This is a genomic window from Pseudomonas eucalypticola (genome assembly GCF_013374995.1).
Taxonomy (GTDB): Bacteria; Pseudomonadota; Gammaproteobacteria; order Pseudomonadales; family Pseudomonadaceae; genus Aquipseudomonas; species Aquipseudomonas eucalypticola.
In genome coordinates this window covers 2,759,623-2,772,408 of record NZ_CP056030.1, presented here as the reverse complement: position 1 = coordinate 2,772,408, position 12,786 = coordinate 2,759,623, and the positions used below count along the sequence as shown (strand labels likewise).

Sequence of the window (12,786 nt, the reverse complement as noted above, 5' to 3'; positions counted from 1 at the left end):
ATGACAGATGTCTTTTGTCCTGCGCCTGGGGCGCAGCCTTTGAATGACTCACACCGCGCCTTGCAGATCGTCTTTGCGGGCACCCTTCCCCGTGCGCGTCACCAGTGGCCCCCACCACTTTTCATGGGCGAACGTCGGCCGGCCGGGCTTTCGCAGAGCTGGGCAAAACGATCGGGCGAGGCGTAAAGGGCTGGTACCTGCGCTATGCAGCGCTGTTCAACGAGGTGCAACCTGTCGCGGCGAGTTGATGGTAATAACTCTCAATAACAATCGCAAATGCAATTGCTTGTTTTTCAGAAATGATACGTTGCGGTAGGTGGCGTGGCGGTGGTAAGGCGCAGAGGATTCCGATAGCGAAGGTGAGCGCCTGCAGGACCGGCGGGCCCGCCCTGCGGTGTGCCTGATATAACGCAGCGCCTGCTTCCCGAGCTGGCGCCCGGTCCCACAGGGAACCACCGCGATGGTGAAACTTACCCTGTGGGACCGGGCGAAGCTCGGGAAGGCCGCCCTGCGGTGTGCCTGATGTACCACAGAGCCGGGGTCCAACAGGCAGGGAATCGAAGGGGGGGAACAGCAGGTGCCGAAGATACTCAGCCCTGCTGCGCGACCTGCTCGGAAGCGGCTAGGTAGTCGGCTTGGAAGGCGGGGGATTCGATCCACGCCAGGGCCTGGGCTTCGTCGGCGCCCGCCGACCATTGCCGGTACTCCAGCAAGGCAGCGAGGATGAAGTCCATGGCTCCCTCCTCGCCTTCCTGCTCGAACACCAGGGTCAGCAGCGGGTGCGCCAGGAACGCCACGCACAGGGCTTGCTGGCTTTGCTGTTCGGCATCGCGCATCAATTTGAACAGTTCGGTCAAATCCACCGATTCGAAATCGATGCGTTGGTCGTTAGGGTCCAGTTCTACTTCGGGCGTGGCGCGCTTGACGCGGTTCTGCTTGGCCTTGGTCTTGGCGCGGGCGGCGCGTTTGTCTTGCTTGTGGGTGGCGGCCATGGGCGCGGTTCCGTGATGCAGGAAAAACGCCCATGGTACCGCAACCCGCGCCCTCAGGTCAGAACAGCGACAAGGGGTAGCTGACGATCAGGCGGTTTTCGTCGAACTCGTTGGTGCTGTAGTCGCGGCGAATGCTGGAGTTGCGCAGCCGCACGTTGAGGTCCTTGAAGGTGCCGCTTTGCAGGGTGTAGGCGATTTCACTCTCGCGGCCCCACTCCTTGCCATCGGTGATGGTGCCACTGTGCACATTGCTGCCGCTGATGTAGCGGTTCATCAGGGTCAGCCCGGGAATGCCCAGCGCCGCGAAGTTATAGTCATAGCGCAGCTGCCAGGAATGCTCCTGGGCGCTGTCGAAGCTGGAGTTGTAGCTGTCGTTGGCCAAGGTGCCGCCACTGGTGCCGTTCACGCGCATCCAGGCGTTCTTGCCGGTCAGCTTCTGCAGGCCCACCCACAGGGTACCGCCGCCGTAACGGGCGGAGAACATCCCGGACAGGGTGCGGTTGTCCAGGTCGCCATCCAGGGCGCTGCCATCCTCCTTGCCCCAGAAATAGCCCAGGTTGGCACCCAGGGTCCACGCCCCTACGGTCTGGCTGTGCAGCAACTGCACGTATTGCTGCTGGTAGACATCCTTGAGCTGGGCGTTCCAGGCGCCAATCATCGTATGCTTGTCGTTAAAGGTGTATTCGGCACCGGCGAAGTTGAAACGGTCAGACGTACCCGTGGTGTTCCCCTGCATGAACATGTCGGTCATGCTCGAGTCATTGCGCGGGCTGTTCTGCCGGAACTGGCCGCCATAGAGCGTCAGGCCGCTGATTTCCTTCGACGTCACCTGGCCGCCCTGGAAGGTCTGGGGCAGCGAACGGCCGTCGTCGGAACGCAGAATGGGCAGCACCGGCATCCATTCGCCGACTTTCAATTCGGTCTGGCTGATTTTCATCTTGCCGGCCACGCCAAGGCGCCCGAAGGTGGACGCCGGGTCACCGTCGTGGTCCACCGGCAGCAACTGCGAGCCGCCGCTGCCGCCGCCACCGTTGAGCTTGATCGAATACAGCCCCAGCACATCGACACCGAAGCCCACCACCCCCTGGGTGAAGCCGGAGCGGGCGTCGAGAATGAAGCTCTGGGTCCACTCCTCCGCCTGATTCTGGCCATAGCCGGGATTGGTGAAGTTACGGTTCAGGTAGAAGTTGCGCAGGTTGAGGTTGACGCTGGCGTCGTCGACGAACCCTTCGGCCATGCCATCCAGCGGCAACGCCGCGACCAATGCCAAGGTACCGACCAGACGAGGCTTGAATGTCATTTTCATTGTTATTGTTTTCCATTTTATGAGGGCAAGCGGGCTCCTGCGCCCTGGCTGCAGGGCGCCGGAGGTAAAGCGACAAAGGGGGGGGATTGGCCGGGCGCAAACCCGGCCAGGGCTCAGACCGCCAAGGCCTGGCTGGCGCGACGCCGGGCCACGCCGTTGGCCAGGATCGCCACGGCAGCGAAGAACGCCGGTACGCCGAGCATGGCGAACAGGGCTGGCAGGCTCAGGCCCATGCTGAGCACGGCGCCGCCGATCAGCGAGCCGAAGATGGCGCCGAAGCGACCGATGCCCAGCATCCAGCTGACGCCCGTGGCACGGAAGTCCGTGGGGTAGTAGTTGGGGGCGAATGCGTTGAGGCCGGTTTGCGCACCGCTCATGAAGAAACCAGCGGCGATCACGCCTACGGCCAGCAAGCTCGACTCCAGGCTGAAGGCGCCCAGCAACAGGATGCAGGCACCGCCCAGGGCATACGAGGTGGCGATGACGCGGTTGGGGTTGCGACGGTCCATGATCCAGCCCACCACGATGGCGCCCACGGTGCCGCCGATCTGGAACAGCCCGGTGATGGTCGCCGCACGCTCGATAGGCAGGCCGCCGTCACGCAACAAGGTCGGCAGCCAGCCCATGGTCAGGTAGATCACCATCAGGCCCATGAAGTAGGTGGCCCATAGCGCAAGGGTACCGGTGCGGTAAGTGGTAGTGAACAACTGGCTGACCGGGGCCTTGTTCTGCGCCGGAGGCTCGCTGAGGGTGAACACGGTATTGGCATCGAAGCGTCCGCCCAGCTTGTTCAGTACCTTGGCGATGCTGGCCGCCGAGGCATTGCGGGTCGCCAGGAAACGGGGGGACTCCGGCAGCAACAGCCACAGGAACGGCAGCAGTGCCAACGGCAGCACCCCCCCTACCAGCAGCACCGACTGCCAGCCGTGGGCCGGAATCAACCAGGCTGCCACCAGGCCGCCGCCACCGGAGCCCAGGTTGAAGCCAGTGAACATCACGGTGATGAACAGCGAGCGGTTGCGCTGTGGCAGGAACTCCGACAGCAGCGTGGTGGTGTTAGGCATGGCCGCGCCAAGGGCCACGCCAGACAACAGACGCAGTCCGGCCAGTTCCCAGGGATTGCGAGCGAAGGCGCAAGCCAGGCTCAATACTGCGAAACCGGTGACCGCAATCAACAGGATTTTCTTGCGGCCCAGACGGTCCGCGTAAGGGCCTGCGGTCAGGGCGCCGATGGCCAGGCCGATCATGCCGGCGCTCATCACCGGGCCGAACGCGGCCTTGGTCAGGCCCCATTCCTGGGTCAGCGACGGTGCGATGAAGCCCATCACGGCCACGTCCAGGCCATCGAACACGACGACCAGGAAACACAGCACCATGATCAGCCACTGGTAAGCGCCTACGGGGCGGTTGTCGATCCACGCCTTGATGTCGACGGAGGTGTTGCGCATGTTTTATCACCTTGTTGTTTTTGTAAGGTTGCCGTGGCCTCTGCGGGCCATCGAGGTACTACGGTGAGCGTGACTTTACGGGCGAATACCCGAAGCGCGCCTCCGGGTATTCCTTAAGCAGGTATGTGATTTGTTTATCGGGTTGGAACCGCAGTGCCAGTTGGCCGGACTCAGTCGTCGGCGAACTGGAAGTGGCGCGCGTTGCCGGTGAGCCGACGGGCGATTTTCCTCAACGGTTCAGGGCATGGCAGGTCGGTGATGCGCGCGATCAACCGCACATTGGCGCCCAGGGCGCTGGGCGCGGGTGCCAGCAGGGTTTTCATCTGGTGGGCCACTTTGAAGATGTCCTCGGCACAACGGCTATTGAAGTCGCCATGCAGTTCCAGAAACTGGCCGCTCTTATCGTGGTGGATCTGCAGGTGGTAGCGCCGCGAACCGTCACGCCCGCCACTGCCCAGCAGTACCGGGGTGAAGCCGCGGCCCAGGTAGGCGCGCAGTTGGTCCTGCAATGCATCCTGGATGGCCACCGGCACTTCCTCGGCCAGGAGTTTGGCCGGGCGGGCGCGAAGGGCCTTGCGCTTGAGTTTCATCGCGCGCCCTCCACGGCCTGCCACGGCAGTTGCACCGCCACCGGGTGGGCGAATGCGAACGTGTAGGCGGCCACCTGGCCTTGCACCACATTGAAGTCACAGGCACTGACGAATACCGGGGTTGCCGGATCGGCGCACCAGGGGCTGCGTACCACTTTATGGTCCAGCAGAAAGGTCAAGCCAACAGAACGTATCAGGTCTTTCATCATCGCCTCGATCACTGAGTATCCAGCGTATCCAGCTCTCCATGCGCAACTGGCGCCGTGGGAAAAGCTTACGCGGGGGGCAGGTTCAAGGCGGTCAAGGCGATGTAATATTGGGTAAAGATCAACCGCGGGCAGCGCGCCGCCGTGGGACCGGGTGGGGTCCGGCTCAGGCCTTGCGGGGCAAGGCGATATCGACGATCAGCCCACCCTCGGCGCCATTGCTGGCGACGATCTGCCCGCCATGCATTTCCACCGCGCGCTGGGCGATGGCCAAGCCCAGGCCGAAGCCTGCCTGGGCCTGTTCGGCACCACGCTCGAAGGGCGTGAAGATGCTGCGCAGGCGGTGGGGCTCCACCCCCGGGCCCCGGTCGGTGATTCGTACATGCAACCAGTCCCAAGGCTCACCGGTGGTGGCCGTGACGCACACTTGGGTGGCGGGCGCGGTATAGCGTACTGCGTTACGTACCACGTTCTCGAAGCAGCGATACAACAGTTCGCCATTCACCTGACTGACGAAGGTCGTGGGCGCCGCCAGTATCACCTGGCAGCCCTTGATGCCCGCTTCGAACTGCGCATCCTCGACAATATCAGCCAGCAACTCGATCACATCCAGCCGCTCGCTGCCCAGGCTCTCCGGGCGTCCCTGCACCCGGGCCAGGGTCAGCAGCTCCTCGATCAGTGTGTCGATACGTTCTGACTCACGCTCGATGCGCCCCAGCATCTCCAGACGGTCGGGGTCCTGCAGCAGCAGGCCGATGGCCGCGCGCATCCGCGTCAGCGGCGACCGCAACTCGTGGGAAATGTCATGCAGCAGATCCTGCTGGGCATCCACCAGCAGCTTCAGTTGGGTGGCCATGCGGTCGCAGTCTTCGGCCAGGTCGACAATTTCATCCCGGCGCCGCCCCATGATCGGCTTGACCCGGGTATCGAACCGCCCTTCGGCGACATTGCGCATGGCCCGGCGCAGGTGCACCAAGGGCCATACCAGGTAATAGGCCAGGTACCCACTGAACAGCGCGCTCATCACCGTGCCCACCAGCAGCGGAATGGCGTGACTGGGGCCTTTGCCTTCCGGCGACCCGGGGTCTTCAGGGGCACGAAGGGTCACCACCTGACCATCGGCTGCCGTCACGGCAAGGCTGTAGCCACCAGCCGGCACCGGGTTGCCGGCCAGCAGCCGGCCTTGCTGGTCATACAGGCCCACCTGTTTGCCGTGCAGGTCGTCGGCCCACACCGTCAACAGCGGCTTGCCGGCGTCTACACCAAACCGCTCGATCACGTGCTGCGTATTGAAGAACACGGTGCCGATCTGTGGGTCGCCCGGAAAGAAGCGGCCCAGCAACAAGATCGCCAGGCCCACCAGGAACGTCAGGCTGGTGGCCAGCCAGAACGCCAGGAACAGCTTCCAGAACAGCCGGCTGGGCCTGATCATTCGGCGATCAACAGGTAGCCCAGGCCGCGCACACTCTGAATCCAGGCCTTGGCATCGGAACGCGGACCCAGTTTCTGGCGGATGCTGCTGATGTGCACGTCGATGCGCCGGTCATAGCGGGTCAGCGGCCTGCCCAAGGCGTTGATGGACAGGTTCTGTTTGCTCACCACCTGGCCGGCGTGGCGCGCCAACTCCTCCAGCAGGCTGAACTCAGTGCTGGTCAGGTCCAGCTCGCTGCCTTGCCAGGTGGCCTGGCGCTTGGCCGGCCACAAGGCCAGCAAACCGGTGCGAATGGCATCGGTGGCCGGCGCGTCCTGGGGCTGCACCCGGCGCATGATCGCCCGCAGGCGCGCCACCAGTTCGCCTGGCGAGCTGGGCTTGGGCACATAGTCGTCCGCCCCCAGTTCCAGGCCGGTGATCTTGTCGATATTGTCGCCGCGGGCGGTCAGCAGCAATACCGGCACCTGGCTGCTGGCGCGGATACGGCGCAGCACTTCGATGCCCGACAGGCGCGGCAGCATCACGTCCAGCACCACGATGCTGTAGCGCCCGGACAGCGCCTGTACCTCGCCCTCCTCGCCGGTGTGCACGGCGGTGGCGTGGAAGCCCTCGCGCTGCAGATACTCGCTGAGCATCTCGGTCAGTTCCTCGTCATCGTCGACAAGCAGTACGGAAATCATGGCGGACTCGTGAAGGGGCATCGGGCCATTATTACCCTAGTCCCGCCGTGCGTCACCGCAAGCGCACAACCTTTACCTAACTTGACATTGGGTTAACCGCACCGAACTTCCCGGCCTTTTATGCTTCACCCCCCAAGCCAAGCGACCGCCTGGCGCCTTGCCTTACCGCGAGCCCGTGCGGTGCGCCTGGGCTGTCTGTCGAAGCGTCCTGGAACCGATCCTGATGAATTTGTCGCGCCTGCTCTGCTCGGTTGTGCTGGTGGCCAATGCCACGCTCGCACAGGCTGAAGCGTTCAAGATTTCCGATATTCGTATCAACGGCCTGCAACGGGTATCCGCCGGCAGTGTGTTTGGTGCCCTGCCCTTGAACGTGGGCGACCAGGCTGACGACGGCCGCCTGGTGGAGTCGACCCGGGCCCTGTTCAAGACCGGCTTTTTCCAGGACATCAACCTGGCCCGCGACGGCAACGTGCTGATCATCAACGTGGTGGAGCGCCCGTCCATTTCCTCCATCGAGATCGAGGGCAACAAGGCCATCAGCACCGAAGACCTGATGAAAGGCCTCAAGCAGTCAGGCCTGGCCGAGGGCGAGATTTTCCAGCGCGCCACCCTCGAAGGCGTGCGCAATGAACTGCAACGCCAGTACGTGGCCCAGGGCAGATATTCGGCCACCGTGGACGCCGACGTGGTGCCCCAGCCGCGCAACCGCGTCAGCCTCAAGATCAAGATCGACGAAGGCAGCGTGGCCGCCATCAAGCACATCAACGTGGTGGGCAACACGGTGTTCAGCGAAGAAGAGCTGACTGACCAGTTCCAGCTCAAGACCAGCAATTGGTTGTCGTTCTTCAAGAACGACGACAAGTACGCCCGGGAAAAACTCTCCGGCGACCTGGAGAAGCTGCGCTCGTATTACCTGGACCGTGGCTACATCAACATGGACATCACCTCTACCCAGGTGTCCATCAGCCCGGACAAGAAAAGCGTGTTCATCACCGTGAACATCAACGAGGGCCAGCGCTACACTGTGCGTGACGTCAAACTGTCGGGCGAGCTCAAGGCCCCTGAAGACCAGGTCAAGGCGCTGCTGCTGGTGCAGAAGGGCCAGGTATTTTCGCGCAAACTGATGACCACCACCTCGGAGCTGATCACCCGCCGGCTGGGCAACGAGGGCTATACCTTCGCCAACGTCAACGGCGTGCCCCAGACCCATGATGACGACCACACTGTAGACATCACCTTCATGGTGGTGCCGGGCAAGCGCGCCTACGTGGACCGCATCAACTTCGTCGGCAACACCAAGACCGATGACAAGGTGCTGCGCCGCGAGATGCGCCAGATGGAAGGCGGCTGGGCCTCCACCTACCTGATCGACCAGTCCAAGACGCGCCTCGAACGCCTGGGCTTCTTCAAGACGGTGAACGTTGAAACCCCGGCCGTGCCCGGCAAGGACGACCAGGTCGACGTGAACTACTCCGTCGAAGAGCAAGCCTCCGGCTCGATCACCGCCAGCGTCGGCTTTGCCCAGAGCGCGGGCCTGATCCTGGGCGGCTCGATCACCCAGAGCAACTTCCTGGGCACCGGCAACTACGCCAGCATCGGCCTGACCAAGTCCGAATACCAGACCAAGTACAACTTCGCCTACACCAACCCCTACTTCACCCCCGACGGTGTGAGCCTGGGCTACAACCTGTTCCTCAACAAGACCGACTACAACGACTACTACGACGACGGCGTGTCGTACTACTCGATCAACAGCTACGGCATGGGCACCACGTTCGGCTACCCGATCAGTGAAACCACGCGCATGACCTACGGTCTGACCCTGCAGCACGACGAGATCAGCCCGGGCACCTACAGCGCCGACGAAATCTACGACTTCATCGAGCGCAACGGCGAGAGCTTCACCAACCTCAAGGCCAGCGTGGCCTGGTCGGAATCGACCCTCAACCGAGGCGTGCTGGCCAACCGCGGTCACTCCCAGAGCCTGAGCTTCATGGCCACGGTGCCGGGCAGCGACCTGACCTTCTACAAGCTCGATTACAACGGCCAGACCTTCCTGCCCATGAGCAGCAACACCTCGATCCGCCTGCACACCAAGCTGGGCTACGGCAACGGGTATGGTTCCACCGACGGCCTGCCGTTCTACGAGAACTACACGGCCGGCGGCGAAGGCAGCGTGCGCGGCTTCAAGAGCGGCACCCTGGGCCCGCGCAGCACCCCGGCCACCGGCACATACTCGTCCATGGGCCAGGAATACTATTCGGACCGCAGCACCGATTCGCTGGGGGGCAACATCCTGATCACCGGCGGCGCCGAGTACCTGTTCCCGATGCCGTTCATCAAAGACCAGAAGTCGCTGCAGACGTCGATCTTCTGGGACTTCGGCACCGTGTACTCGGACAAGTGCTACCTGAGCACCACCCAGAACTGCGGCACCGTCAGCCTCAGCGAAATGGCCGCGTCCCTGGGTGTCGGCGCGACCTGGTACTCGCCACTGGGCCCGCTGACCTTCAGCCTGGCGCTGCCGCTGCGCAGCCCTAGCGGCTCCGAAGCCCAGGTATTCCAATTCTCCCTGGGCCAGACCTTCTGACCCCAGGGCTGCTACCCTACGCCTACCCTGCAGGAGCAGGCTTGCCGAGCGAGCTTTTGACACCGCAAAAGCTCGCGGGCAAGCCCGTTCCTGTAGTCGTTTCGACACAGGAGCCAACACTGTTATGAAGACATTCCTGGCCGGCGCCCTCCTGGCGCTGCTGCTCGGCACCGCCCACGCCGAAGACATCGCCGCCCTGCCCGTGGTGCAGCCTACCCAGACCTGCGCCGCCCTGAAAACCCAGGACCTCACCGCACTGGGCGGCGCCGGCAGCCACATTGACAGTGCCAGCGAAGCCACTGCCAATGGCGCCGCCAGTTGCGTGGTCGAGGGTACTCTGGCCCCCAGCATTCGCTTTCGCGTTGCTCTGCCTGTGCACACCTGGACCCAGCGCTACCTGCAGATCGGCTGCGGCGGCCTGTGCGGCACCATCAGCAACCAGGTGGGGGCGGCCCAGGGCTGCGCGCCGCTCAACGCCGGCGGCTTCGTCATCGCTGCCACCGACATGGGCCACGAAGGCAACAGCAGCGAGTTCGGCAAAGACCGGCAAAAACGCGTGGACTTCGCCTACCGCAGCCAGCACCTCACCGCCCAGGTGGCCAAGCAGTTGATCCAGGCCTACTACGGGCAACCCCAGGCCTACGCCTATTTCAGTGGTTGCTCGGACGGCGGGCGCGAAGCGCTGATGGAAGCGCAGCGCTACCCGGATGACTTCAATGGCATCATCGCCGGCGCCGCGGCGCTGAACTTTCAGGTGCAGAACGCCCTGTACCACGCCTGGCAGGCCAAGGCCAACGAAGGGCCGGACGGCAAGGCCATTCTGCTGGCCTCACGGCTGCCGCTGCTGCACGATGCCGTGCTCAAGCAATGCGATGCCCTGGACGGCCAGGTCGACCGCCTGGTCAGTGACCCGCGCGCCTGCCATTTCGACCCGGCGGTGTTGCAATGCAAGGCCGGCGAGGACCCCGCCCAGTGCCTCACGGCGGCCGAAGTCGGCGCGGTGCGCAAACTGTATGACGGCCCCCACGACCCAGCCAGCGGCCAACGCCTGACCATCGGCGGCCCACAGCCTGGCTCGGAGCTGGCCTGGGCCGGCGTGTTCGTGCCCATGAGCGGCGACCAGCCGATCTTCAGCCAGAAGATCGCCCTGGACGCGCTGCAGAATGTCAGCTTCGAACCCAACCCGACCACCGAATTGACGCTGGCCGACGCCCGTTTCGACAGCGCCACGTTCGCCCGCCTGCGTACCCTGCATCCTTTCTACGACGCCACCAACCCGGACCTGTCGGCTTTCGCCAGCAAGGGCGGCAAGCTGATCATCTGGCACGGCTGGGCCGACCCGCATATCTCGCCACTCAACTCCCTGGCCTACCACCAGGCGCTGATCAAGCAGATGGGCCAGGCCCGCACCGAGGCCTTTGAGCGCCTGTACCTGCTGCCCGGCGTGCACCACTGCAGCGGTGGCGAAGGCCCCAGCGAGCTGGACCTGCTGACGCCGATGATGAGCTGGGTGGAACGCCAGCAGGCCCCTGATGCAATCATTGCCACCCAGGCCGACAGCCACTCAAGCTTTGGCGCGCCGATGGCACCGCCGGCTGGCGACCTGAAGGGCAAGCGCCCGCCCATGGGCATGATGGGCCTGCCACCCTCCGCCGCCGACCAGGCCAATGCCGGACGCACACGGCCGGTGTACCCGTGGCCCTACACGGCAGCCTACAACGGCAAGGGTGACCCGCGGCTGGCGGCCAGCTACCGGCGCGGCGCTCCCCAGGACACATCGCCGACTCCGGCGTGGCTGGGCGCGGACTTCTTCACACCCTACCCGCCACAGCCCTGATACGGTTAAAGGGCGGGATATAATTGCAATTGCAACAACAACCTTCCATCCCTTATGGTGGTGTCAGACTGAAAAGGACACCACCCTCATGGACACGACCCACTTCCCCCACACTCCCGACACCGGCCGCGCCGCCCAGGCGCTGATGGACAAGATCCGCGGCCCCCTGGCGGCGCCGGGCCCGGGCGCCAGTTCGCCGCTCTATACCCTGCTGGACATCGCCAACCGCCTGGAAGGCGACCCGCACACCGCCCAACAGATCTGGGTGGTGCGCGATACCCTGCGCCCAGGCCATGACGGCGGCCAGATCAGCACCTGGCCGCTGTGGTTCAGCGAAAAAGCGCGGGCCAGCGAGAAACCCTTGCTGTACCTCACCCAGTCCCCTACCTCGGCGGAGCTGTGTGCACTGGCGAACCAGGCCGCCGACCGCGGCATCGTCTGCAACGATATCGAGTCCTCGCCCTCGCGCTGGCCCAAGGGTGCCCACCCCTGGCTACCGCTGTGGCTGGCGGCCAACCACCAGTGCCTGCCGTACGACCCCGCGTGCAGCGAAGAAGCCCGGGCGATCCTGCTGGGTGCCCTGCAGGCCTTGTATGTCGAAGGGCAACCCGGCTTCTGCTACCTGACCCTGCACGACGAACCCGCCATGGAGCCCACCCAGGTAGCGGACCCCAGCGCGGCCTTCAAGGGCATGTACCCGGTGCAGGGTTTCGACGTCGATGATTCGCGGCCCAGGGTACGCCTGCTGGGCGCCGGGCTGAGCCTGCGCGAGGTCCGCGCCGCGGCACGCCTGCTGGATGAGCGCTGGGGCGTGCAGAGCGAAGTCTGGAGCTGCCCCAGCTACACCCGCCTGGCCCGTGAAGCCACCAGCGCTGAACGCTGGAACCGCCTCAACCCCGGCCGCCCGCGCAAGACAGCGCACCTGCACCACAGCCTGGCCGGCAGCCAGGTGCCCATCGTCGCCGTCACCGGTTATGGCCAGTACATCGCCGAACAACTGGCCAGCCACGTGCGCGCGCCTTACTGTGCCCTGGGCGCGGACTCACTGGGCGACGGCCAACCCGTCAGCCGCCACTGGATCGTTGTCAGCGCCCTGACCGAGCTGGCGCGCCAGGGCAGCGTCGACAGCGCGCGGGTCGACCGCGCCCTGGCCGATGCCCGCCGGGCTCACTGAGCCCCACCGCTGGCGTTGGCAGCCAGGCGCGCCTGCTCCAGCGCCAGCGCCATCGTCTGGCGCAGCGCAGGGTCGAACTGGCTGAGGAACAGTTCGTTCACGGCACCTTCGTACACCGCCCACATGCGCTTGCGCAATGCCCTGCCCTTGTCGGTGATGCACGCCACGGCGCCGCGCCCATCAGCCGGGGAGCGCCGGCGTTCAACCAGGCCGTCGGCTTCCAGGCGGTCCACCAGACGCGTGAGGTTGTAGCGCTCGATCACCATCACATCGGCCAGTTCGTGCATGCGCCGCGTGCCCTGCGGGCCGCTTTCGATTCCCCACAGGGCGTCGTACCAGGCGTACGCAGGCAACTGTTCGGCGGCCAGGCGGCGCTCGATCTCGCGGATCAGCGAGCGGTGCGCGCGCACAAAATTGAACCAGAGGTCTGCTTGGCCCTGAGGCATGGGTTCTCCTGAAGCGACGGGTAATTTAGTTGCAATTGTACGCCAGCGCGGGATAAATTCAGCGGATAGTTGCAGTTGCAATGAA

Annotated in this window: 11 protein-coding genes; 3 read left to right on the top strand and 8 right to left on the bottom strand. The window is 64.5% G+C overall.

Translation table 11 applies throughout. The features are described 5' to 3' along the window. Positions 1 to 590: 590 nt before the first annotated feature. The 7 genes from HWQ56_RS12490 to HWQ56_RS12460 all read right to left on the bottom strand — a co-directional run bounded on the left by HWQ56_RS12490 (position 591) and on the right by HWQ56_RS12460 (position 6,654). Positions 591 to 992, bottom strand: coding sequence for a protein-tyrosine phosphatase family protein (locus tag HWQ56_RS12490; RefSeq protein ID WP_176570678.1), 402 nt, complete (start codon positions 990 to 992; stop codon positions 591 to 593). A 58-nt stretch (positions 993 to 1,050) separates the two neighbouring features. Then, a complete protein-coding gene (locus HWQ56_RS12485; RefSeq protein WP_176570677.1) occupies positions 1,051 to 2,298 on the bottom strand; it encodes an OprD family porin in 1,248 nt (415 codons plus the stop codon). A 113-nt stretch (positions 2,299 to 2,411) separates the two neighbouring features. Beyond that, positions 2,412 to 3,746, bottom strand: coding sequence for an MFS transporter (locus HWQ56_RS12480; RefSeq protein ID WP_158158020.1), 1,335 nt, complete (start codon positions 3,744 to 3,746; stop codon positions 2,412 to 2,414). Between the two features lie 170 nt (positions 3,747 to 3,916). Next, a complete protein-coding gene (locus HWQ56_RS12475; protein ID WP_176570676.1) occupies positions 3,917 to 4,336 on the bottom strand; it encodes a hypothetical protein in 420 nt (139 codons plus the stop codon). Next, positions 4,333 to 4,542, bottom strand: a complete 210-nt coding sequence (locus HWQ56_RS12470) for a hypothetical protein (RefSeq protein ID WP_176570675.1) — start codon at positions 4,540 to 4,542, stop codon at positions 4,333 to 4,335. The genes HWQ56_RS12475 and HWQ56_RS12470 overlap by 4 nt, the downstream gene beginning before the upstream one ends. A 166-nt stretch (positions 4,543 to 4,708) precedes the next feature. Beyond that, the gene (locus tag HWQ56_RS12465; protein ID WP_176570674.1) at positions 4,709 to 5,974 is read right to left on the bottom strand and encodes a HAMP domain-containing sensor histidine kinase; all 1,266 of its coding nucleotides are present in this window, start codon (positions 5,972 to 5,974) and stop codon (positions 4,709 to 4,711) included. Next, positions 5,971 to 6,654: a response regulator transcription factor gene (locus HWQ56_RS12460; protein ID WP_176570673.1), complete on the bottom strand. Its 684-nt coding sequence runs from the start codon at positions 6,652 to 6,654 to the stop codon at positions 5,971 to 5,973. The genes HWQ56_RS12465 and HWQ56_RS12460 overlap by 4 nt, the downstream gene beginning before the upstream one ends. A 223-nt stretch (positions 6,655 to 6,877) precedes the next feature. Between HWQ56_RS12460 and bamA the strand changes: the two genes are divergently transcribed. The 3 genes from bamA to HWQ56_RS12445 all read left to right on the top strand — a co-directional run bounded on the left by bamA (position 6,878) and on the right by HWQ56_RS12445 (position 12,255). Then, positions 6,878 to 9,244, top strand: coding sequence for an outer membrane protein assembly factor BamA (bamA, locus tag HWQ56_RS12455; RefSeq protein ID WP_158158025.1), 2,367 nt, complete (start codon positions 6,878 to 6,880; stop codon positions 9,242 to 9,244). A 124-nt stretch (positions 9,245 to 9,368) separates the two neighbouring features. Continuing rightward, entirely contained in the window at positions 9,369 to 11,081 is a 1,713-nt protein-coding gene (locus tag HWQ56_RS12450) for a tannase/feruloyl esterase family alpha/beta hydrolase (RefSeq protein ID WP_176570672.1), read from the top strand. A gap of 88 nt (positions 11,082 to 11,169) precedes the next feature. Continuing rightward, positions 11,170 to 12,255, top strand: coding sequence for a transketolase-like TK C-terminal-containing protein (locus tag HWQ56_RS12445; RefSeq protein ID WP_176570671.1), 1,086 nt, complete (start codon positions 11,170 to 11,172; stop codon positions 12,253 to 12,255). On the opposite strand, the gene HWQ56_RS12440 is transcribed toward HWQ56_RS12445, so the two are convergent. Then, on the bottom strand, positions 12,249 to 12,701 hold the full coding sequence (locus HWQ56_RS12440) for a MarR family winged helix-turn-helix transcriptional regulator (RefSeq protein WP_158158028.1): 453 nt from the start codon (positions 12,699 to 12,701) through the stop codon (positions 12,249 to 12,251). The two genes, HWQ56_RS12445 and HWQ56_RS12440, sit on opposite strands and share 7 nt — an antisense overlap. Positions 12,702 to 12,786: the final 85 nt, after the last annotated feature.

What these genes read in the sequence shown, in the direction of transcription:
- HWQ56_RS12490 (WP_176570678.1), bottom strand. Translation starts at nt 992, where the DNA reads ATGGCCGCCACCCACAAGCAAGACAAACGCGCCGCCCGCGCCAAGACC.
- HWQ56_RS12485 (WP_176570677.1), bottom strand. Translation starts at nt 2,298, where the DNA reads ATGAAAATGACATTCAAGCCTCGTCTGGTCGGTACCTTGGCATTGGTC.
- HWQ56_RS12480 (WP_158158020.1), bottom strand. Translation starts at nt 3,746, where the DNA reads ATGCGCAACACCTCCGTCGACATCAAGGCGTGGATCGACAACCGCCCC.
- HWQ56_RS12475 (WP_176570676.1), bottom strand. Translation starts at nt 4,336, where the DNA reads ATGAAACTCAAGCGCAAGGCCCTTCGCGCCCGCCCGGCCAAACTCCTG.
- HWQ56_RS12470 (WP_176570675.1), bottom strand. Translation starts at nt 4,542, where the DNA reads ATGAAAGACCTGATACGTTCTGTTGGCTTGACCTTTCTGCTGGACCAT.
- HWQ56_RS12465 (WP_176570674.1), bottom strand. Translation starts at nt 5,974, where the DNA reads ATGATCAGGCCCAGCCGGCTGTTCTGGAAGCTGTTCCTGGCGTTCTGG.
- HWQ56_RS12460 (WP_176570673.1), bottom strand. Translation starts at nt 6,654, where the DNA reads ATGATTTCCGTACTGCTTGTCGACGATGACGAGGAACTGACCGAGATG.
- bamA (WP_158158025.1), top strand. Translation starts at nt 6,878, where the DNA reads ATGAATTTGTCGCGCCTGCTCTGCTCGGTTGTGCTGGTGGCCAATGCC.
- HWQ56_RS12450 (WP_176570672.1), top strand. Translation starts at nt 9,369, where the DNA reads ATGAAGACATTCCTGGCCGGCGCCCTCCTGGCGCTGCTGCTCGGCACC.
- HWQ56_RS12445 (WP_176570671.1), top strand. Translation starts at nt 11,170, where the DNA reads ATGGACACGACCCACTTCCCCCACACTCCCGACACCGGCCGCGCCGCC.
- HWQ56_RS12440 (WP_158158028.1), bottom strand. Translation starts at nt 12,701, where the DNA reads ATGCCTCAGGGCCAAGCAGACCTCTGGTTCAATTTTGTGCGCGCGCAC.